Consider the following 20,229-nt stretch of genomic DNA (forward strand, 5'->3'; position numbering starts at 1 on the left):
CACTTCCATGTCCGTGACGCACACCGCGGTAACCCCGCAGGTCGGACCGTGCGGCGATGACGACTGCGGTATCCGGGACGTGCTGGACCGGATCGGCGACAAGTGGTCCGTCCTGGTCGTCGTCGAACTCGCCAAGGGAGTACGCCGCTTCCGCGAGCTGGAGCGGGCGATCCCGGGCATCTCGCAGCGGATGCTCACCGTCACGACCCGCCGGCTGTGCCGCGACGGCCTCGTCCACCGCACCGTCCACCCGACCGTCCCGCCGCAGACCGACTACACCCTGACCGACACCGGCCGCAGCCTCGCCTCGGTGATCACCGACCTCGCCGACTGGTCCCGCGCGCACACGCCCGCCATCGCCGCCGCCCGGTCCCGCTGGGACGCCGATCACCCCGAGGACGCTCCGCGGGCCGCGGCGAGGGCGTAACCGGCGCCGTTCCCGGTGAGCGGGCCAGGGCGGTCGGGAGCCGCGGCCAAAAAGGTCTGGACCAGAATCCGCGCGCTGTCGCTCCTACCGGCGGAAACGGACGGGGGCGCGGCCCGCTGGTGAATCGATCTTGTTCATCTTATTGACGTGCGCGCGTCACGCGCTAAGACTCCATTTCGATCCTGTTGGCTGAGAGCGCTTCCAAGCCACTGACTCGAAGGTTTCCTCGACGGGGGACCCTTCCCGCCGGTCGAGGCGTGGAGGCGCGATCCGTACGGACCGCGCGGCCCGTTCACTTCCTGAACGGGAGGGAGGTCCCCCCGCCTCCCTCCCGCGGAGCTGTTTCGACCCCTTCAACTGCCCCCCACCTATTGGAGAAAGGTCACCACGCCCATGAGAGAGAACGCACATCCCGGCATCGCACCGGCCGGTCCCTCCCGCAGTCGGCGTGCCGGACGGCGTCCTGGTCGGCACGCCCTGTCGGCCGTCCTCGGCTCGCTGCTTCTGCTGGCGGCCGGCGCCCTGGGCCTCTCGGTCTCCGGCGGCTCGGCCGCAGCGGCGGTACCGGAGCCGCCGGCCGGCTGGACCACGGTGTTCAGCGACGACTTCAACGGCGCCTCGGGCAGCGGCCTCAACCGGGCCGACTGGCTCTACGACACCGGGACCGGCTACGGCTACCCCGGCGCGGCGGCGAACTGGGGCACGGGTGAGATCGAGACGGCCACCGACTCGACCACCAACGTCTACCAGGACGGGTCCGGGCACCTGGTGATCAAGCCGGTCAAGGACGCCTCGGGGCACTGGACTTCGGGCCGGATCGAGACGCAGCGGACCGACTTTGCCGCCCCGGCGGGCGGGCAGCTGGAGATCAGCGCGTCCCTCAAGCAGCCCGCGCCCGCGCAAGGCCTCGGCTACTGGCCCGCGTTCTGGGCGATGGGCGCCGACGCCCGCCCGGTCGGCGCGACCAACTGGCCCAGCATCGGCGAGCTGGACATCATGGAGGACGTCAACGCGCTGAGCCAGCACTCGACCACCTTCCACTGCGGTGCGTGGGCCGGCGAGTGCCACGACCCGGACGGCATCAGCAGCGGCCTCCAGGCGTGCGGCGGCTGCCAGACCGGCTTCCACACGTACTCGGTGATCGTGGACCGCACCAACACCGCGGCCGAGCAGCTGCGTTTCTACCTTGACGGCACCCTGACCTACACGGTCAACGAGAACCAGGTCTCGGTCGCCACCTGGCAAGCCGCCGTAGACCACGGCTTCTTCGCCATCTTCGACGTCGCGATCGGCGGTTCGTACCCGAACAAGGTCTGCGGCTGCACCTCGCCGTCGGCCGACATCAGCTCGGGGGCCGGCATGACGGTCGACTGGATCGCGGTCAACCGGACCAACGCGGGCAGCGGCACGGTCGGCGGTACGTCCACCGGTACGTCGAGCGGTACGTCCACCGGCGCCAGCACCGGTACGTCGAGCGGTACGTCCACCGGCACCAGCACCGGCACGTCGACCGGCACGTCGACCGGCACGTCCACGGGTACGTCCACCGGCACCACCGGCGGCAGTACGACCTCGCCCGACTACACCGCGAGCGCCGCGTCCACCGGGTCGGGTCAGGTGCGGCTCACCTTCAAGCCGACGACGCCCGCGGCCTACGTGGACGTGCACTACCTGGTCAACGGCGGCGGCCAGCAGAACTTCCGGATGGCCAACAGCGGCGGCACCTGGACGCAGAACATCAGCGGCCTCTCGTCGGGCTCGGTCATCACGTACTGGTTCACCTATGAGAAGAACGGCCCCCAGTACGACACCCCCCACTTCACGTACACCTCCAGCTGACGGCGCTTGGCCGCTTGGCCGCTTGGCCCGATCCGCGTACGCCTTCGCCTTCACGCGGGTGGGGTCAGGCGCAAGGGGCGGGGATGTGGGTGTGGGGCGGAGTCCCGGCGCCGGTCCGGCAGGGTAAGGTTTGTGGCACGTACTACTTTCGTGGTAGTTTGTGCCACGTACTAGCCTGACGGAGGCAGCGGCGATGAGCACCGGCCACACCCCGGAAGCAGACCAGGGACCGGGCCGCGTCCCGGACCCGGCGACGCCGATGACGGCGGTGACGGCGGTCTCCCCCGACGGTCCGGAGGGCGAAGGGCCGCTGGACATCATGGACGCGCTCGTCCAGCTGTCGTTCCTGGTCCAGGGCGTACTGGCGGGCGTGGCGTCCGCGTACGACGTCTCCGTCGTGCAGCTCCGGCTGTTCGGCATTCTGCGCGACCGGCGGCCCGGCATGCTCGAACTCGCCCGCCACCTCGGCCTGGACAAGTCCTCCATGACCGGCCTGGTCGCCCGCGCCGAGAAGCGCGGCCTGGTCCAGCGGCTCCCGTCGCCGCACGACGGCCGCGGCGTCCTGGTCGCGCTCACCCCCGAGGGCCGCCGGCTCACCGAGGTGGGCGCCGCCGAGATCGCCCGCCAACTCGCCGCGCTGGCCGCGCCGCTGAGCGCCGGGGAGCAGGCGCTGCTGCGCGACCTGGCGGCGAAGATCCTGCCGACCGTCCGCGCGTGACGGCCCTCGGGGCGTACCCGTGAACCGGCCCTGAGCGCGGGGCCGTTACGCCGCGGGCCGGCGGCCGTACGTCACTCGGTGCCGGCCTCGTCCGCGACGAGAGCGGCCAGCGTGCTCGGGCCGTCGGCGGTGGCGCCGCGGGCGTAGGCGGCGGTGTAACCGGCGTCGCCGAGCGCGGCGCGGACCGTCCGCTCGCAGCGTTCGCGTACCGGCTGGAGCTCCGGGGCGCCGCGCTGGGGGTGGCCGACACTGCGCCAGTACGCCTCGCCCGTGCCGTAGACCGCCGCGGCCTGCTCCGGCCGGCCCGCCGCGGCCATGGCGGCGGCCAGCAGGTCGAGGCCGAGGGCGATACCGAAGGCGTCGCCCAGCAGCCGCTTGCTCTCCAGCATGGTGCGCGCGTACGCGACGGCCTCGGTGGGCTCCGCGGAGAAGAGGGCGACGATGGAGAGCTGGTAGTCCAGGTAGGAGCGGGTCCACAGCTCGCCGACCCGCACGCACTGCTCGCGCAACTCCAGCGCGCGTGACCGCCCTTCGGCGAAGGCGCCGAGCCCGGTCAGCGAGAGCACCTCGACCAGGTTGCAGCGCAGCCGGTCGGGGGAGTCGAAGGGCCGGCCGGGGGCGGCCCCCAGTGCCTCGCGCACCGAGTCGAGCGCCTGCTGCGACTGCCCCGTCAGCATGCCGAGCAGTCCGGTCAGGCAGGCCGCGCCGATCCGCTCCTCCGCGTCGTCGCCGCCGGCCTCGACCGCCGCCCGCACCTCGGCGCTGATCGCGGTGGCGGTGGCGTAGTCGCCCTGCAGGGTCACCGTCGCACCCAGCCCGATGAGCGCGCGGGTACGGGCCGGGCCCGCGGCCGTATGGACGTCCAGGACGCGTTCGAGGCAGCCGCGGGCCTCCTTGAGGTGGCCGCAGCAGGTCCAGAAGTAGACGAGCAGGCCCGCGAGTTCGGCGGCGCCGGCGGGATCGTGGGCGAGCAGATGGTCCAGCGCGGCCCGCAGGTCGGGGTGCGCGTCCTCGACCTTCCGGTAGCCGACGAGCTGGTCGCTGCCGACCCAGGCGGCGTCCGCCCAGCGGGCGACCCCGGTGAAGTGCTCGGCGTGCCGGTGCGCGACGGCGGTGTCCTCGCCCAACTCCCGTAACCACGTGTGCCCGTACTCGCGGATGGTGTCGAGCATGCGGTAGCGGTCACCGGACGCGGTGGCCGTCCTGCGGACGACGGACTGGGCGACCAGCCGCTCCAGGGCCGCCGCCACGTCGTCGGCGCCGAGCGGGGCGCCGGCGGTCACGGCCTGGGCGGCGGCCAGGTCGAAGGCGCCGCGGAAGACGCTGAGCCGCGCCCACAGCAGCCGCTCCAGCGGTGCGCACAGCTCGTGGCTCCAGCCGATCGCCGTCCGCAGCGCCTGATGCCGCCGCGGCCAGACGAAGTCCGAGCGGGACAGCAGGTCGAACCGCGAGCCGAGCTGCTCGGCGACCTCGGTGACCAGGGAGGGCCCGACCTGGGCGGCGGCCAGCTCTATGGCCAGCGGAATCCCCTCCAGGCGGCGGCAGATGGACCCGGCGGCCTCGGCCGCCCCCGGCTCGGCCAGCGGCTGCCGGCCGAGCCGGCCCGACACCCGCTCGCTGAACAGCGTGATGGCGTCGGGACCCGCGGCCGGCAGCGGCAGCACCTCCACGAGCCGCTCCATCCTGGACGCCAGCGGGCGGCGGCTGGTCGCCAGCACGGTCACGCCCGGGGCGGCGGTCAGCACGTCCGCCACCAGCGTGGCGCAGGCGTCGACCAGGTGCTCGCACGAGTCCAGGACCAGCAGCAGCCGCCGGTCCGCCAGCCACTCGCACAGCGCCTCGACCGGCATCATCGGCGAGTGGTCGGCGAGGCCGACCGCGTCGCTGACCGTCGCGAGCAGCAGGCCCGAGCTGTCCAGAGTGCTGAGGTCGGCCCACCAGACCCCGTCAGGGAAGCGGAATCCGTCTCCCGCGGCGGCGCGCAGCGCCAGGCGGGTCTTGCCCACCCCGCCCGCACCCGTCAGCGTGATCAGCCGGTCCTGCGCCAACACCGATTCCAATAAGGCCAGTTCGGACGTACGACCGACGAAGGTCGTCGTCTCCTGGGGAATATTGCCCTTCACGGTGACAGCTTGACATCACTCGGGCGCGGAGCGGAGCGAAGCCGGGGAGTGGGCCTTGACCTCGATGGCGACCGTCCGCGCGGTGCGGGCGGGGGAATTGGCCTGACGAGTGACACATGTGGCGCTTTGCCGAGGGCGGTTGAGGGTGAACGGTCCCTTGCGCGTCTTCCGCGCCTTCCGCGCCTTGCGCGGCACCGAGGATCACCGGTTCTTGAACTCCTCGATCGCCGCCCGGCTTGTGCGGTTCGCGGCGTCGCTTCCGGCGTGCCCCGAGTCCTCGATGATGTGGAGGCGGGCGCCCGGCCACGCCTTCGCCAATTCCCACGCCGTCCGCACCGGGCTGCCCATGTCGTGCCGCCCGTGCACGAGCACCGCCGGGATCCCGGCCAACTTGTGCGCGTTGCGAAGCAGTTGATCGTCCTCAAGCCACGCGCCGTTGCTGAAGAAGTGGGCGCAGATCCGTACGAACGCGATCTGCGCGTCGATCTCCCGGTCGCTGTACATGCCGGGTACGCCGTTGGGCTCGTTCGAGACGACGGCGTCCTCCCAGGCGAGCCAGTCGGCGGCGGCCTTCTCCCGGACCGCCCGGCCGGGGTTCTCCATCAGCCGCGAGTACGCCGCCAGCAGGTCGCCGTCGCGCTCGTCCTCGGGCACGCCGTCGCGGAAGCGGTCCCACGCCTCGGGCTGGAACCACCCGGCGCCCCGGTAGAGCCAGTCGGTCTCGGCGCGCCGGGTCGTCGTGACCGCCTGGATGACGATCTCACTGACCCTCTCGGGGTGCTGCTGCGCGTAGGCCAGGATGAGCGTGGAGCCCCAGGAGGCGCCGTTGAGCAGCCACTTGTCGATACCGAGGTGCTCGCGCAGCCGCTCCATGTCGTCGATCAGGTGCCGCGTGGTGTTGAGCCCCATGTCCGCCGCCGGGTCACTGGCGTGCGGTGTGCTGCGACCGCAGTTGCGCTGGTCGAAGCGGATGACGCGATAGCGCTCGGGATCCCAGGCCCGCGCCGGCCGCCGCGGCGCGCCGGACCCCGGACCGCCGTGGACGTGCAGCGCGGGCTTGCCCGCAGGATTGCCGAGCTGCTCGTAGTAGACGCGGTTGCCGTCTCCGGCGTCGAGAAAACCATGGTCGTAGGGCTGGGTCGGGGGATACAGGTCAACCATGACGGTCGATCCTACGTAACCGCCTCCGGCCCGCGGTCGGGCAGCCGCGGGCGCTCCCGCTCACGCAGGGCCGTCCGGGACGGCCGCCGCAAGGGCCATCAGGCGTTCCAGGGCGCTGGCCGCTGTCACCCCCGGGGAGGGCTGGGCGGCCATCGCGCCGCCCGCGGTACGCCACCGGCGGGCCTCCTCGACCAGGCCGACCAGGGTTCGGTGGAAGTCCGAGGCGGGGTCCCCGTACTGGTCGGACCAGACCAGCAGGTGGCTGAGGACCGTGTCGTACTCGCGGGTCGGATTCGTGGCCGTGTGGAACCGGAGCTTGTCGTGCGCGGCCCGTTCCCAGGCGGGCGGCAGTCCCACGCCGACCGACAGGCCGGAACCGGTCCGGCGCCGTCAGCGAGTCGGCTCGCGGAGAGCCACCGTGCCCGGTGACGTCCCAGCGGGACCCCATGCACCGGGTCCCACCGACGCGAACCACCGTGCGCCGGGACGCTCCTGCGCCGCCCGTGCCCCGCACGTGACCGGGACGCCACGGCGCCAGCGGTGGCCCACGCGCCCGGCTGAGGCGCACCGGCCAGCCGCGCGCCCGGCCGACGCGCACCGGCCAGCCGTACATGCGGCCGACGCGCATCCGCCAGCCGCACGCGCAGCCGACGCGCACCGCCCCGGGAGTCGCGCAGACCTCGCGGCAGCGGAAACGCGGCCCAGCGCCGGGCCGCGCAAGTCGCCTCAGGGCCGCAGGCCTTGACGCCTGCGCACCGCAGGTGAAAACTCAGGGCCGCATGGGTGACAACGTTGTCAGGGGAGTTTTTTGACAACCTCCGCCCACGCGGGAGAGCCGTGCAGGGTGACAGGGAAGGTCTCACGTGTACCGACACCGAGAGAAACACCACGACACCACCAGCCGCAGGCGCACCTTCGGCCGCCCGGCCGTCGTCGCGGCGGCGCTGGCCGCGGTCAGCGTGCTGGCCGTGCCGTCCGCGCTCGCGGCGGGGCCGGCCGGGGCGGCGGGGCGCGGCGGGACCGCGCTCGTCGCCGACCCCACCTCCTACGTCAACACGATGATCGGCACCCAGAAGGGCGTGGACTGGGAGAACACCTTCCCCGGCGTCACCGCGCCCTTCGGGATGATGCAGTTCAGCCCGGACACCGGTTCGGGGCCGACCGGTTACGCGTACACCGACACCACCATCAAGGGCTTCAGCCTCGACCACTTCTCCGGCGGCTGCTCCTCCTTCGGGGACATCCCGATCCTGCCGGTGACCGGCGAGGTCGGCGCCGACCCGGCCGCCCGCACCGAGCACTTCTCGCACGACGAGGAGCACGCGGCCCCCGGCTCGTACGGTGTGCGCCTGCGTGACTCCGATGTGCAGGTCGACATCGGCGCCACGGCCAGGACCGGGCTCGCCTCCTTCGGCTATCCGGCGGGCAGCCAGGCGCAGTTGCTGGTGAAGTCGGGCACCAGCCTGGGCGGCGACCTGGCCGCCGAGGTGCATGTGGTCGGGGACCGGGAGATCTCGGGCACGACCACACCGCACGGGCTGTGCAACAACAGCAAGTACACGATGTACTTCGACATCACCTTCGACCGCCCGTTCACCGCCCACGGCACCTGGCAGCCCGGCAGCGCGGGCAGCGGCGGCGGTACGGCCGTCACCCCCGGCTCGTCGAGCGCGACCGGCGCCGGCTCCGGCGCGTACCTCACCTTCGACACCTCCGCCGACCGCAGCGTCACCGCCAAGATCGGCATGTCGTACGTGAGTACGTCCGGCGCGGCGGCCAACGCGAAGGCCGAGATACCCGGTTGGAGCGTCGGGCACGTCCAGGCGCAGACCAGGACCGCCTGGCGGGACGCGCTGCGCAAGGTGTCGGTCGGCGGTGCGTCCGACGACGAACTGACCACGTTCTACACGTCGTTGTACCGCTCGCTGCAATCACCCGGCGTCTTCAACGACGTGGACGGCCGCTACATCGGCTTCGACGACGTGATCCACCAGGTGCCGCGCGGGCACACGCAGTACGCGACGTTCTCCGACTGGGACATCTACCGGTCGCTGGCGCCGCTGCAGACGATGCTCTACCCGGACAAGGCCGGCGACATGGCCAACTCCCTGCTGCGGGACGCCCAGCAGCAGGGCGGCTGGTGGCCCAAGTGGCCGTCGCAGAACATGACGGGCAACGTCATGAACGGCGACAACGGAGTACCGCTGTTCGCGCAGTACGTCGCCTTCGGCGCGACCGGCGTGAACATCGCCGACGCGCTGCCGATCATGAAGAAGGGCGCGACGCGGTCGCAGAAGGTCGGCTGGGGCTGGGTGGAACGCCCCGGCGTCGAGGACTACGTACGGCTCGGCTACGCGCCCAACAACAGCACCTCGCAAGGCGACCACGGTCTGCAGGGCGCCTCGGAGACCCTGGAGTGGTCCACCGACGACTTCGCGATCTCACAGCTGGCGGCCCGGATCGGCGACCGCAGGACCGCGGCCGAGTACGCGGTGCGCGGCAACAACTGGCAGAACATCTTCGACCCCGCCACCGGCTACCTGCGGCCGCGCGACGACAGCGGCGCCTTCCCCGCGGGACCCGGCTTCCAGACCCCGCCGGCCGGCGCGTTCGGGCAGGACGGCTACGACGAGGGCAACGCGGCACAGTACAACTGGTCGGTGCAGCAGGACATCGCGGGCCTGGTCGCCGCGATGGGCGGCAGCGGCAAGGTGATCCCGCGGCTCGACGCCTTCTTCTCGCAGCTCAACGCGGGCGGCAACGCGCCCTACGACTGGGCGGGCAACGAGATCGACACCACCGCGCCATGGATGTACGACTACGTCGGCCAGCCGTGGAAGACCCAGGAGGTCGCCCGGCGGTTCGAGACCGAGCTGTTCACCACCGCGCCGGACGGGCTGCCGGGCAACGACGACAACGGCGCGCTGTCGTCGGAGTACGTGTGGGCGGCGCTCGGCATGATGCCGGCCACCCCCGGCACACCGGCGCTCGCGCTCAACAGCCCGCTGGTCAAGCGGGCGGTGATCAGCCTCGGCAACGGCCACCGGATCACCATCGACGCGCCGAAGGCCGCCGACAACGCGCCCTACGTCACCGGAATGCGGCTGGACGGACGGCACTTCGAGTCCACCGCCCTGCCCGCCTCCTTCGCCACCCGCGGCGGCGACCTGGACGTCGACCTGTCCACCAGGGCCGACACCCACTGGGCCACCGGCGCCACGGCGGCCCCGCCGTCGTACCGCACCGGTGAGGTGCCCGCGGTCGGCTACCTCACGCCGACCGGTACCCAGGTCACCCCGGGCGGTACGAGCCTGCCGGCGACGGTGGGCGTGTCGGAGCTCGCCGGGCACGCGGGGACGGTGCGCTGGAGCGCCGCCTCCGACGTACCGGGGGTCACCGTGACGCCGTCGTCCGGCACCCTCGACCTGCGCCGCGCCGCCCGCGCCACCGTGCCCGTCACCATCTCGGTCGCGGCGGACACGCCCTCGGGCTACCACCCGGTGACGGTGGACTTCCGTACGGCGGGCGGCACCGCGCTGCCCGGCGGCGCGGTCGTGGTGACCGTACCGGCCGCGGACGGCGCCGCGACGGCCTGCGACACGCTGGGCGCCACCGATACCGAGTGCGGGCTGCGCTTCCGCGACAACGGCGACGGGCACACCGACCCGGTCACCGTCGGCGGCCGGAGCGGGCGGTCCACCACGGACGGCTCGCCCTTCGAATACTTCGACGTCGACAACACCATCGTCCCCGGCGGCGCCTACCACGCGACCGTCACCATCGACTACTACGACCACGGGACCGGGAGCTGGAGCCTGCAGTACGACTCCACCGCGGGCGCCTACAAGCAGTCGCCGCCGGTCGCCAAGACCGGCACCGACACCTGGAAGACGGCCACCTTCACGCTGGACGACGCCGCCTTCCACAACGGTGAGAACGCGGGCAGCGACTTCCGGGTCGCCAACAGCGGGGACACCGGCACGCTCGGCCGGGTCCATGTGTCCGTCACCGGCGACAACGTCCTGGCCCTGCACCTGTGCCCGGACGACGCCGGCTGACGGCTGCGGCACTCCCCGGGGCCGGACCGGCTCACGGCGGTACTGACCGCGACCGGCGAGCCCCGGGGTGCCGGGCGGTTGTCAGCCGCCCGGCACCCCGGGGCCGCCCGCTTCCGGGCCGCCCGCACCGCTCCGACCTGCGCCGACGCCCTGACAGCCGCTCCCGCGGAATCTTGTGGCAGCCAGGGGGGTGCGTTTTGCGCGTTTAGTCGTATTGTGGTGATCGACAACAAATAGGCCGCAGGTGGTAGCTGTGATCCGCGCCCGTGGCCGTGTGCCGCACCGCGCCCGTACGGGGTGACGAGACCGGCCCCGACGCAGGAGCGTCCCGCATCCAGTGCCGCGCCCACCGCCCCGCCGGGCGGCGGACCGGGACCCATCGACACGCCCAGGTACCGACATGCGCATCCTTACTCCTGATCCAGTCCTCACCGCCTTCTCCTCGGCACCGTCGCCGAAGTGGGCGGGCCGGGGCAGGTCCCGCCTGCCGTGGCCCGCCGGCTCCCGGGGCGGCGGCGACCCGCACCCGCACGGCTGCGGGGCCGACGGCGAGGCGGGTACGGACACCGGGATCGGCTGCCTGCCGCTGCCGCACCAGCCGGCGGCCAGCAGTGACGCCCGCAGGGCCGCACAGACCGTCCTCGACGGCTGGCGGGTGCCGGCGGAGACCGCCTCCGACGTCGTCCTGGTCATCTCGGAGCTGGTCACCAACGCGCTCAACCACGCCCTGCCCGCGGTGTGCCTGCACCTGTCCCGGCTGTCCTGCGGCACCGTACGCGTCGAGGTCACCGACGGCGGCCCGTGCGGCTCGCCGCTCCAGCGCGACCCCGGCGACGGCGGGCGCGGCCTCGCGCTGGTCCAGGCGCTCGCGCAGGCCCACGGCCGCCACGTCGGCCCTGCGGGCACGCTCGCCTGGGCCGAATTCACCGCCCCCGCGGCGCCGGGCGCCGCCCGCGCCTGAACCTGCCGCCGGGACCGGGAGCGCACCCGCGGCCGACGCAGGACCGGGACCGTACGCGAAAACCCGGACCGGGACCGTCGCGGCCATGCCGTGCCCCGACGCCCGCCCCGGCGCCGAGCGGGCCCGTCCCGACCGCGAGGAGGCCGCCATGACCGTCCCCCCGCCCCACCCGCACGCCGATGTGCGGCACCACAACCTCAGCCTGGTGCTGCGCCGCGTCCACTCCACGGGCGCCGTCTCGCGCTCGCAGCTGACCCGGGCCACCGGGGTCAACCGCAGCACCACGGCGGCGCTGGTCGCCGTACTGGCCAGGGCGGGGCTGGTGCGCGAGGAGGTCCCGCGCACCCACCGCTCGGCGGGCCGCCCCTCGCCTGTGGTGCTGCCGGTCCCCGAGCGCGCCCAGGCCGTCGCCCTCGAAGTGGGGGTGGAGCGGATCAGGGCCGAGCGGGTGGGCCTGGGCGGCGAGGTGCTCCAGGACCGCACGCTGCCCGGGGACGGCGGCAGTCCTGTCACCTTCGAGGAGACCGTGTCCCGGCTGGCGGGCCTGGTCGAGTCGCTGGAGGAGCCGGCCGCCGGCGGCGGGCACTGCGCCGGTATCGGCATCGCGGTGCCCGGGCTCGTGCGGCGCACGGACGGCATGGTGCGGTTCGCGCCGAACCTCCAATGGGCCGACCGGCCGCTCGCCGCGGCCCTGGCCGCCCGCCTGGCGCCCGCGTGGTCCCGGCTGCCGATCACCGTCGGCAACGACGCGGACCTCGGCGCGCTCGGCGAGTACAGCCGCGGCGCGGCCCGCGGCTACGACGACTTCGTCTACCTCTCGGCGAACGTCGGTGTCGGCGGCGGCCTGTTCTGCGGCGGCCGCCCGCTGCCCGGACAGCGCGGCTACGCGGGCGAGATCGGCCACATGGTCGTCAACCCCGGTGGCCGCCTGTGCCGTTGCGGTGCCCGCGGCTGCTGGGAGACCGAGATCGGCACCGACGTCATCACCGAGGCGGCCGGGCTGGAGGTACCGCCCGACCACTCGCTGTCCTGCGTCGTGGCGGCGGCCGCGGCCGGCGACGACCGCGCCGCGGCAGCACTGGACGAGGCGGCCCGCTGGCTCGCGATCGGCCTGGGCAATCTCGCCGTCGTCCTGAGCCCGCAGCTGGTCATCTTCGGCGGCGGCCTCCAGGACATCTACGACGCCGCCTGCGAACGGATCGAGCGGTACGCCGCCGGCACCGGGCTGGCCCGCGCCCGCGCCCCCTACGTCCTGCGCAGATCCGCGCTCGCCCACCGTGCGCCGCTGGTCGGCGCCGCCGAACTCGCCTTCGCCCCGCTGCTGGACGACCCCCTGCACGCCACCGCCGGCGCCGGTCGGTGACCATCCAGTACGTCAGCGTGACCGGCGAAGGTTCGCAAGTACGCGAATTTGCAAGAAATTTGACGCCAAACCTTGTGGCGAGATTTCGCCACGGCATAATCACGCTTCAAGACTGTTCTGGGGTGGGGTCGCGTCGTGCTCATTGCTTTCATCGGTGTTCTCGTGGTCGCCGTCGTCGGCGGCATCTCGTCGGGCCTCAGACATGTGCGGGACGCCCAGCTGGTGCGGATGGCGCGCACCACGGTCCAGACCGCGGAGGTGCGGGCCAAGAACGCCGAGGAGCAACTGGGGATCGCCATCGAGGAGTTGCGCTTCCTCGCCGCCGACCGCATCCCGGCCGCCGTCCTCGCGCTGACCCACGAACACGCCCCCGTGCCCGGCCTGTTGCACCCGCAGAAGGCCAACGCCACCCTCGCCAAGGCGATGCGCGACGTGCTGGCCGCCACCAGTACGGCCGCGGCCGGCGAGCGCGACCGGGTCGACGCGGCGGCCAGGGCCGCGATGCGCGGCGCCACCGCCAAGGTGCAGTCGCTGCTCTACCAGACGCAGAGCGTGCTCCAGGACCTCCAGCACGAGCTGGACGACCCGCGGCTGCTCGAACTGGACTTCCGCAACGAGCTGGCCCTGCGCCGCATCCAGGCGACCGCGGTGCTCTGCGAGGCCTGGCCGGGACTGGCCCGCAGCGACTCGCCGCTGGCCGAGATCGTGATCGGCGCGCAGTCCAGGGTCGCGGGCTACGCGCGTATCAAGATGGCCAACCACCTGCGCGAGCAGCGCCTCGCGGTGGTCGCCAGGGCCGCCGAGCCGCTGGCCATCGCGGTCGCGGAACTGCTGGCCAACGCGACGTCGTACTCGCACCCCGACACCGCCGTGCCGGTGACGATCCAGCAGAGCGGCGGGCGCGGCGCGCTCATCGTGGTGGACGACGGCGGCATCGGCATGGACGAGGAGACGCTGGCCCGCGCCCGGCGGCTGCTGGCGGGCCCGGAGGCGCTGCTGCTGACCGAGCTGGGCAACCCGCCGCAGGCCGGCTTCGCCGTGGTGGGCCGGCTGGTGCGGCAGTACGGCTTCTCCTGCCACGTGGAGGCCTCGCCCTACGGCGGGGTCCGGGCGATGCTGCGGGTGCCGGCCGAGCTGCTGACCGTACTCGACGAGGAGCACACGCTGTCCGTGCTGGTACCCGCCCCGGCCGACACCGCGGCGCCGGCCAGGCCCGAGGAGGAGCCGGCGGCCGACGACGGCCCGGTCGTCGAGGCCACCCCGCTGCCCTCGCGCCGCCGCCGCAGCCCGAGAACCGCCGCCCGCCCGGTCGCGCCGGTCCCGCCGGCCGCCGACGCGCCCGCGGCGCGCACACCAGAGCAGGCGGGCGCGCTGTGGGGCGCGCTCCAGGACGGCACCCGCAGCGGCAGGTCCGCGGTCGGGAGCGGTACGACAGCGGCCGGGGGAACCGCCGCAGGCGACAAGCAAGGAGAACACCGTTCATGACCACCCGCCGACCCATGGCAGAGGACCTGGCCTGGGTGCTGGAGCCGCTGCTCGAACTGCCGGGCGTCCAGCACGCGTTGATCGCCACCGGCGACGGCCTGCTGGAGGGCTCCTCACCCGGCCTCGACCGGGCCGCCGCGGAACGGGTGGCCGCGATGACCGCCACTCTGCACGCCTCGGCCCGCGCCTTCACCACCGCCTTCACCAATGACGAGACACCGCGGCTGGCGCAGACCGTGGTGGAGTCCGAGCAGGGCTTCGCCATCGTCGTGCCCGCCGGGCAGAACACCTCGCTGGCGGTCTTCGCCGCGCCCGACACCCAACTGGGCAACATCGCCTACCAGATGCAGGTGCAGGTCGCCGCGCTCGCCCGGGCGATGAGCGCACCCGCCCGCGAACCGGACGCAGCCACCCGCCCATGACATCCGGCAGGCCCGGCAGTTCAGGAGCGGCCGCGACGCCGGAACCCGGGGCGGGCGGCAGCCGGGGGCGCCGCCTGGTCCCGGCGTATCTGGCCACCGGCGGCCGGGAACGCCCCAAGGGCATGGCCGACTTCGACCGGCTCACGGTACTGGTCTCCACCGACCAGCCGCCGCCGGAGCTGGAGTTCGGCCCCGAGCACCGCAGGCTGTGGGCGCTGCTGCGCCCGGGCGCACTGACCGTGGTGGAGTGCGCGGCCCATCTGGGCCTGCCGGTCAGTGCCACCGTCTTCCTGGCCGCCGATCTGGTCGGCGGCGGCCACCTGCTCGCCCGGTCCCCGGTCCCCAAGGCCGAGGAGATCGACCGAACGCTCATCGAGAGGCTGCTCGTTGGACTCCGTGCCCTCCCCTGAACCGGCGACCGCGCCGGTCGCCGAACCGCGGTCAGAGCCGCGTCCCGGCCCGGTCCGCTATCTGCCCGCGACCGGGCAGACCCTGATGAAGCTGGTCGTCACCGGCCCCTTCGGCGTGGGCAAGACCACCCTCATCCGCACCCTCTCCGAGATCCCCACCCTGCACACCGAGGAGGTGATGACCCGCTCCAGCGCGGGGCTCGACGATCTGCGCGGCCTGCCGGAGAAGTCCACGACCACCGTCGCGGTCGACTTCGGGCGGCTCACCGTCCCCGGCGACCTGGTGCTCTACCTTTTCGGCACCCCTGGCCAGGAGCGCTTCTTCCCGCTGTGGCAGGACATCGCCCGCGGCGCGCTCGGCGCCCTGGTGATGGCCGACACCCGGCGGCTGGCCGACTCCTTCCCGGTGATGGACATGGTCGAGGAGCAGGGCCTGCCCTACGCCGTCGCCGTCAACCGCTTCCCCGGCGCTCCCGCGCACAGCGACGACGTGCTGCGCAAGCACCTCGACCTGGCGCCCGAGACCCCGCTGGTGCAGTGCGACGCCCGCAACCGCCGCGACAGCATCGGCACCCTCATCGCGCTCGCCGAGTACGTACTGACCCGACTGCCCCAGGACGCGCCATGACCGCAGGTACGCTGCCCGCGCTGTACGGCGAGGACTTCGCCGCCGACCCCGGGCGCCACTACGAGCGGCTGCGCCGCCAGGGGCCGCTGGCCCGGGTGGAGATCGCCCCGGGCGCGGACGCGGTGCTGGTCACCGACTACCAGGCCGCCCTGGACGTGCTGCGCGACACCCACACCTTCTCCAAGGACCCGCGGCCCTGGCCCGACACCATCCCCGAGGACTCCCCGGTACGTTCGGTGCTCGCCTACCGGCCCGCGGTCACCTTCGCCGACGGCGACACCCACTCCCGGCACCGCAAGGTCATCGGCGACAGCCTCGGACTGCTCGGCCCGCACCTGCTCCAGACCCAGGTCTCCGACGCCGCGGCTCAGCTCATCGGCCGCTTCGCCGCCGCGGGCAGCGCCGACCTGGTCGCCGACTACGCCAGGCGGCTGCCGCTGCGGGTCTTCAACACCTGGTTCGGCGTGCCCGACGCCGAGGGCGAGCTGCTGGCGGGCCGGCTCAGCTCGATGTTCGACTCGGGGGCCGACGCGCAGGACGCGTCCGCCGAACTGGTCAAGGTCATCGGCGGCCTCGTCGCCGACCGCCGCGCCCGCCCGCAGCGCGACCTGACGTCGTACTTCATCCAGCACCCGGTCGGCCTCGACGACGCCGAGGCGATCATGCAGATCGCCGTCACCTTCAGCGGCGGCTACGAATTCACCGCCAACCTCATCGCGAACACCCTGCTCCACATGCTCGCCGACCCGCGCTACGACGGCTCCGTCTACGCCGGCGCGATGACCGCCCACGAGGCCATCAACGAGGTGCTGTGGCGCAACCCGCCGCAGTCCACGTCGTCCGGCTACTACGTGCGGTACGACACGACCTTCCACGGGGTGGGCCTGCGCGCGGGCCAGTTGGTGCTGGTCTCCTACGCCGCGGCCAACAGCCAGTCCGCGCCGGGCGGCGAGACCGACGCGTGGGGGGCGAGCGAGAGCGCCCACCTCGCGTGGAGCGCGGGCCCGCACAGCTGTCCTGCCCGGCAGCCCGCCCTGCTGATCGCCATCTCGGCGGTGGAGCAGCTGACCAGCCGGCTGTGCGACATGCGGCTCACCCGCCCGGCCGCCGATCTGCGCTGGCGCCCCGGCCCCTTCCAGCGCTCGCTGACCGCCCTCCCGGTCCGCTTCACGCCCTGGGCACCGAAGGCGCCCGCGCCGGCGGAGGACGAGGTCTGAGCCGCCGGGACCGTACGGGTCCCGTGGCAGGTCCGAGCCGCGACCGTACGGGCCGCGGGGGGAAGGTCCGAGCCGGGACCGCAGCCGCCGTGCGGCCGGTCAGCCCTGGCCGGTCAGGCGTCCTGGCCGGTCAGGCGGTCCAGGGCGCGCAGGGTGTCCGCCGGCAGTTCCAGCGCGGCGGCGCCCGCGGAGTCGCGGATGGTCTCCGGGCGGCGCGCGCCCGGGATGGGGATCAGCGCCGGGCTCGCCGCCAGCAGCCAGGCCAGCACCGCCTGCTGGGGGCTCACGCCCCGGTCGCGGCCGGCCTCGGTGAAGGCGGCCGTCAGAGCGTCGTCGCGCTTGCCGACGGTGCCCAGCGGGCGCCAGGCGAGGAAGGCCAGGCCGAGCGACTCCGCCCGGCGCAGGACGCCCGTGTGCTGGGTCGCGCTCGGCGAGAACTCGTTCTGCACGGCGACCAGGCGCTCGCCCAGCACATCGTGCGCCAGGCCGAGTTGGTCGGCGGTGACGTTGGAGACCCCGACCGTGGCGGCCACGCCCTCGTCCACCAGGGTGCGCAGCGCCGCCAGGGAATGCCCGAGCGGCACCTCGGGGTCGGGCGCGTGCAGGAAGAACAGGTCGATCCGCTCCCGGCCCAGCCGCTTCGCCGACTCCCGCGCGGTGCGCATCACATACTCCGGGCTGCTGTCGGTGAGCCAGCGGCCGTCACCCGGGCGGACCCGGCCGGCCTTGGTGACCAGGGTGACCTGGCCGCGGTCCGCGTCCCGGCCGGCCAGCGCCTCGGCGATCAATGACTCGTTGTGGCCCACTTCGTCGGCGCCGACATGGTAGGCCGCCGCGGAGTCGATCAGCGTCACCCCGGCGTCGAGGGCGGCGGACACGGTCGCGAGGGCCTGCGCCCGGTCGGGCCTGCCCTCGATGGACAGCAGCATGCCGCCCAGGCCGATCGGGAAGACCTTCCCGGGTCCGCACGGGCGCGGCGAACCGAGGGGTGGAGTGTCAAGTGGCATGGTGGTGCGTGTCCTTGGAGAGGTGCGGTGAGCAGGGGTGGGGGACCGGGCGGGCGCCGGCGGGCCGCTACCGGGTGACCGCCGGCCGGCCCCGGGAGACGACCGCGGCGATCTCGGCGACGGGATCGGCCAGCAGCGCGACCTCGGTACCGGGGTTGTGCCTGCTGAGCACGATGTCCGCGCGGGCGCCCGGGGCGATCACCCCGAGTTCGCCCGCCGCGCCGAGCAGCCGCGCCCCGGTGCTGGTGGCGCTGCGCAGCACCGCCCAGCCGGACTGCACCCGCGCGCGCAGCGCGAACTCCTCGGACTGGCGGTGCTGCATCTGCCCGAGCAGGTCGCTGCCGAAGGCGATGGCGGCGCCCGCCCGGTGCGCGTGGGCGAGCGCGTCCAGCCCGCCGTCCCGGACGGCCGCGACCTTCGCGACGCTGTGCGGCGGCAGGCCGAAGCGCGGTCCCTCGTCGGCCAGGGCGGCGTAGGTGATGAGGGTGGGGACCAGGAAGGCGTCGCGGGCGACCAGCAGTTGGGCCTCGCGCGAGCCGATGAGATTGCCGTGCTCGATGGTGCGTACGCCCAACCGCAGCGCCCTGGCCACCGCGTCGGGGGTGTAGGCGTGGCCCGCGCAGTACACGCCGGCCCGCGCGGCCTCGTCCACCGCCGCGCGTACCTCGTCGTCGCTGTACTGCTGCCGGTCGATGCGGTCGGTGGGGCTGGAGATCCCGCCGGAGAGCATGAGCTTGATGAACGAGGCACCGCCGCGCACGAGTTCGCGCACCGCGGCACGCAGCGCGTCGGCGCCGTCGACGATCCACCCGATGCCGGGGACGGCCGGATGGTCGTCGGCGTACCGGCGGCCGCGCGGGCGCAGGTCGCCGTGGCCGCCGGTCTGGGACAGCGCGCGACCGCAGACGTACAGGCGCGGGCCGGGCGCGAGGCCCTCGCCGAGCGCGTCGGCGAGCCCGGCGTCCGCCCCGCCGGCGTCACGGACGGTGGTGAAGCCCCGCTCCAGCATGAGCCGCAGCGAGCGCAGGGCGTGCGCGGTGACGTAGCTGGGCGGCATCCCGGTGTCGGCCCATTCGTCGGCGGTGACCGAGGTGGCGTGGACGTGGCAGTCGATGAATCCGGGTACGGCGTACAGGCCGGTGCCGTCCAGGTCGTCCGGCGCGAGCGGCTGCGCGGTGTCGGCGGTGACGGCGGTGACGCGGTCGCCGTCCAGGACGATTCGCTGGTCGCTGTGCACCCGTTCGCCCTCCGGGTCCACCACACTGACATGCCTGATGTCCATCGCTGGGCTGTCCTCTCGTACGTCCCGCACGGTGCGGAAGGGTGCGGGTGCGGGTCGGTGCCCGGCGCGGGCGGGCGCTCGGCGCCCCGCCCGCGTCCGTGGCCGGGTCAGCGGTCGAACAGCTCCTCGACGGTGAGGGTCGTGTCGGCGTTGCCGACCATGAAGCCGTAGTCGCCCGGGGTCGTGCGGGTGTATCCCTCGCGGGTGAGCACGAGGACGCTGGACTCGAAGGGCGCGACCAGTTCCTCGATGACCTCGAAGGTGTACGGGTCGACGACCCGGCCCAGCACGGTGCCGCCCTTGACGACCTCGCCGAGCCGGTCGGGCGCGTAGTCGGAGATGATCGCGCCGCCCTGGGTGGGCCGCAGGATGACCAGCTCGGTCAGCACCTTCTGGGGCGCGGCGGGCGGCTCCGGCTCGCCGTCCAGCATGCCGATGGCCTTGAGCATGTTGCGCCCACGGGACACGGCCTTGTCCAGGAAGGCGTCGGTCAGCTGTCCGCCGCCGCCGAGTTCGCAGACGGTCGAGGAGATGCCGTTGGTGATGGCCCAGGCGTTGGAGCTGCCCTCGTAGGGGGCGTGGTGGTAGAGCAGCGGCGAGCCGAAGCCGGTCGCCATGTCGCGGCCGTCGTCCATGACGTAGGCGTACTCGACGGTCGAGTACAGGCCGCTGGAGTGGAAGTCGATGAAGTGGTCGGCGCCGGTGATGATCTCGGCGAGGACCGCGGCCAGTTGCTCGGTGACCGACCCCTTGCGGTCGCCGGGGAATATGCGGTTGAGGTTGAGCCCGTCGTGCGGGGTGAAGCGGGACATGGCGTCGTAGGCGTAGGGGTTGGCCACCGGTACGGCGATGATCGTGCCGGACAGCTCGGCCGGGTCCACCGAGGTCACCAGGCGGCGCACCTCCTCGGGGCCCATCGCCTCGTCGCCGTGGATGCCGCCGAAGGCGACCAGGGTCTTGCCCGGACGGGTGCCGACCACCCGGTGGACCGTCAGTTCCAGGTCGTGGCCGTTGCCGAGGCGGGTGACGGGGACGGTCTCGACGGTACGGCCGGGACGGGTGGTGGTGGCGGTGTCGCTCATGTGCGGTGTCTCCTCGTGCTTTTCGTGGTGCTCGCGGTGCCGCCGG

The 20,229-nt window shown here is 73.5% G+C and carries 17 protein-coding genes; 11 read left to right on the forward strand and 6 right to left on the reverse strand.

The annotated features are described in order from the left end of the window. Positions 1-7 precede the first annotated feature (7 nt). From OHA86_RS27375 to OHA86_RS27385, 3 genes are all read left to right on the forward strand, one after another. Positions 8-427 carry a winged helix-turn-helix transcriptional regulator gene (locus tag OHA86_RS27375; RefSeq protein WP_329179402.1) on the forward strand — a complete coding sequence of 140 codons (420 nt, stop codon included), beginning with the start codon at positions 8-10 and terminating at the stop codon, positions 425-427. A gap of 393 nt (positions 428-820) precedes the next feature. Continuing rightward, positions 821-2,266: a glycoside hydrolase family 16 protein gene (locus tag OHA86_RS27380; protein WP_329179404.1), complete on the forward strand. Its 1,446-nt coding sequence runs from the start codon at positions 821-823 to the stop codon at positions 2,264-2,266. 193 nt (positions 2,267-2,459) lie between these two features. Beyond that, entirely contained in the window at positions 2,460-2,984 is a 525-nt protein-coding gene (locus tag OHA86_RS27385; RefSeq protein ID WP_329179406.1) for a MarR family winged helix-turn-helix transcriptional regulator, read from the forward strand. Between the two features lie 71 nt (positions 2,985-3,055). Here the strand turns inward: OHA86_RS27385 and OHA86_RS27390 are convergent, their stop codons facing one another. The 3 genes from OHA86_RS27390 to OHA86_RS27400 form a co-directional block, all read right to left on the reverse strand. After that, on the reverse strand, positions 3,056-5,107 hold the full coding sequence (locus OHA86_RS27390; RefSeq protein ID WP_329179407.1) for an ATP-binding protein: 2,052 nt from the start codon (positions 5,105-5,107) through the stop codon (positions 3,056-3,058). A 201-nt stretch (positions 5,108-5,308) separates the two neighbouring features. Continuing rightward, positions 5,309-6,268: a prolyl aminopeptidase gene (pip, locus tag OHA86_RS27395; protein WP_329179408.1), complete on the reverse strand. Its 960-nt coding sequence runs from the start codon at positions 6,266-6,268 to the stop codon at positions 5,309-5,311. Between the two features lie 60 nt (positions 6,269-6,328). Continuing rightward, positions 6,329-6,625, reverse strand: a complete 297-nt coding sequence (locus tag OHA86_RS27400; protein ID WP_329179410.1) for a hypothetical protein — start codon at positions 6,623-6,625, stop codon at positions 6,329-6,331. 506 nt (positions 6,626-7,131) lie between these two features. On the opposite strand from OHA86_RS27400, the gene OHA86_RS27405 reads away from it, so the two are divergent. From OHA86_RS27405 to OHA86_RS27440, 8 genes are all read left to right on the forward strand, one after another. Beyond that, positions 7,132-10,326 carry a GH92 family glycosyl hydrolase gene (locus OHA86_RS27405; protein ID WP_329179412.1) on the forward strand — a complete coding sequence of 1,065 codons (3,195 nt, stop codon included), beginning with the start codon at positions 7,132-7,134 and terminating at the stop codon, positions 10,324-10,326. Positions 10,327-10,726: 400 nt separating this feature from the next. Next, positions 10,727-11,287, forward strand: a complete 561-nt coding sequence (locus OHA86_RS27410; protein WP_329179414.1) for an ATP-binding protein — start codon at positions 10,727-10,729, stop codon at positions 11,285-11,287. A gap of 85 nt (positions 11,288-11,372) precedes the next feature. Further along, a complete protein-coding gene (locus OHA86_RS27415; protein ID WP_329179415.1) occupies positions 11,373-12,650 on the forward strand; it encodes an ROK family protein in 1,278 nt (425 codons plus the stop codon). Between the two features lie 135 nt (positions 12,651-12,785). Then, positions 12,786-14,135 (forward strand): ATP-binding protein, encoded by a 1,350-nt coding sequence (locus OHA86_RS27420; protein WP_329179416.1) that lies wholly within the window; start codon positions 12,786-12,788, stop codon positions 14,133-14,135. Further along, positions 14,132-14,557, forward strand: coding sequence for a roadblock/LC7 domain-containing protein (locus OHA86_RS27425; protein ID WP_329179417.1), 426 nt, complete (start codon positions 14,132-14,134; stop codon positions 14,555-14,557). Before OHA86_RS27420 ends, OHA86_RS27425 begins: the two co-directional genes overlap by 4 nt. Beyond that, positions 14,554-14,967, forward strand: a complete 414-nt coding sequence (locus tag OHA86_RS27430; protein ID WP_329179419.1) for a DUF742 domain-containing protein — start codon at positions 14,554-14,556, stop codon at positions 14,965-14,967. The genes OHA86_RS27425 and OHA86_RS27430 overlap by 4 nt, the downstream gene beginning before the upstream one ends. Beyond that, positions 14,945-15,595 carry a GTP-binding protein gene (locus OHA86_RS27435; protein WP_443071901.1) on the forward strand — a complete coding sequence of 217 codons (651 nt, stop codon included), beginning with the start codon at positions 14,945-14,947 and terminating at the stop codon, positions 15,593-15,595. The genes OHA86_RS27430 and OHA86_RS27435 overlap by 23 nt, the downstream gene beginning before the upstream one ends. Continuing rightward, the gene (locus OHA86_RS27440) at positions 15,592-16,812 is read left to right on the forward strand and encodes a cytochrome P450 (protein WP_329179421.1); all 1,221 of its coding nucleotides are present in this window, start codon (positions 15,592-15,594) and stop codon (positions 16,810-16,812) included. The genes OHA86_RS27435 and OHA86_RS27440 overlap by 4 nt, the downstream gene beginning before the upstream one ends. Before the next feature lie 113 nt (positions 16,813-16,925). On the opposite strand, the gene OHA86_RS27445 is transcribed toward OHA86_RS27440, so the two are convergent. The 3 genes from OHA86_RS27445 to OHA86_RS27455 all read right to left on the reverse strand — a co-directional run bounded on the left by OHA86_RS27445 (position 16,926) and on the right by OHA86_RS27455 (position 20,183). Further along, positions 16,926-17,819 (reverse strand): aldo/keto reductase, encoded by an 894-nt coding sequence (locus tag OHA86_RS27445; protein WP_329179423.1) that lies wholly within the window; start codon positions 17,817-17,819, stop codon positions 16,926-16,928. A 67-nt stretch (positions 17,820-17,886) separates the two neighbouring features. Next, positions 17,887-19,101, reverse strand: coding sequence for a metal-dependent hydrolase family protein (locus tag OHA86_RS27450; RefSeq protein WP_329179425.1), 1,215 nt, complete (start codon positions 19,099-19,101; stop codon positions 17,887-17,889). Positions 19,102-19,208: 107 nt separating this feature from the next. Further along, positions 19,209-20,183, reverse strand: a complete 975-nt coding sequence (locus OHA86_RS27455) for a succinylglutamate desuccinylase/aspartoacylase family protein (protein WP_329179427.1) — start codon at positions 20,181-20,183, stop codon at positions 19,209-19,211. Between the last annotated feature and the right edge of the window lie 46 nt (positions 20,184-20,229).

The sequence above is a fragment of the Streptomyces sp. NBC_01477 genome (genome assembly GCF_036227245.1).
In the GTDB taxonomy this organism is placed as follows: domain Bacteria; phylum Actinomycetota; class Actinomycetes; order Streptomycetales; family Streptomycetaceae; genus Actinacidiphila.

What these genes read in the sequence shown, in the direction of transcription:
- OHA86_RS27375 (WP_329179402.1), top strand. Translation starts at nt 8, where the DNA reads ATGTCCGTGACGCACACCGCGGTAACCCCGCAGGTCGGACCGTGCGGC.
- OHA86_RS27380 (WP_329179404.1), top strand. Translation starts at nt 821, where the DNA reads ATGAGAGAGAACGCACATCCCGGCATCGCACCGGCCGGTCCCTCCCGC.
- OHA86_RS27385 (WP_329179406.1), top strand. Translation starts at nt 2,460, where the DNA reads ATGAGCACCGGCCACACCCCGGAAGCAGACCAGGGACCGGGCCGCGTC.
- pip (WP_329179408.1), bottom strand. Translation starts at nt 6,268, where the DNA reads ATGGTTGACCTGTATCCCCCGACCCAGCCCTACGACCATGGTTTTCTC.
- OHA86_RS27410 (WP_329179414.1), top strand. Translation starts at nt 10,727, where the DNA reads ATGCGCATCCTTACTCCTGATCCAGTCCTCACCGCCTTCTCCTCGGCA.
- OHA86_RS27415 (WP_329179415.1), top strand. Translation starts at nt 11,373, where the DNA reads ATGCCGTGCCCCGACGCCCGCCCCGGCGCCGAGCGGGCCCGTCCCGAC.
- OHA86_RS27425 (WP_329179417.1), top strand. Translation starts at nt 14,132, where the DNA reads ATGACCACCCGCCGACCCATGGCAGAGGACCTGGCCTGGGTGCTGGAG.
- OHA86_RS27430 (WP_329179419.1), top strand. Translation starts at nt 14,554, where the DNA reads ATGACATCCGGCAGGCCCGGCAGTTCAGGAGCGGCCGCGACGCCGGAA.
- OHA86_RS27440 (WP_329179421.1), top strand. Translation starts at nt 15,592, where the DNA reads ATGACCGCAGGTACGCTGCCCGCGCTGTACGGCGAGGACTTCGCCGCC.
- OHA86_RS27445 (WP_329179423.1), bottom strand. Translation starts at nt 17,819, where the DNA reads ATGCCACTTGACACTCCACCCCTCGGTTCGCCGCGCCCGTGCGGACCC.
- OHA86_RS27450 (WP_329179425.1), bottom strand. Translation starts at nt 19,101, where the DNA reads ATGGACATCAGGCATGTCAGTGTGGTGGACCCGGAGGGCGAACGGGTG.
- OHA86_RS27455 (WP_329179427.1), bottom strand. Translation starts at nt 20,183, where the DNA reads ATGAGCGACACCGCCACCACCACCCGTCCCGGCCGTACCGTCGAGACC.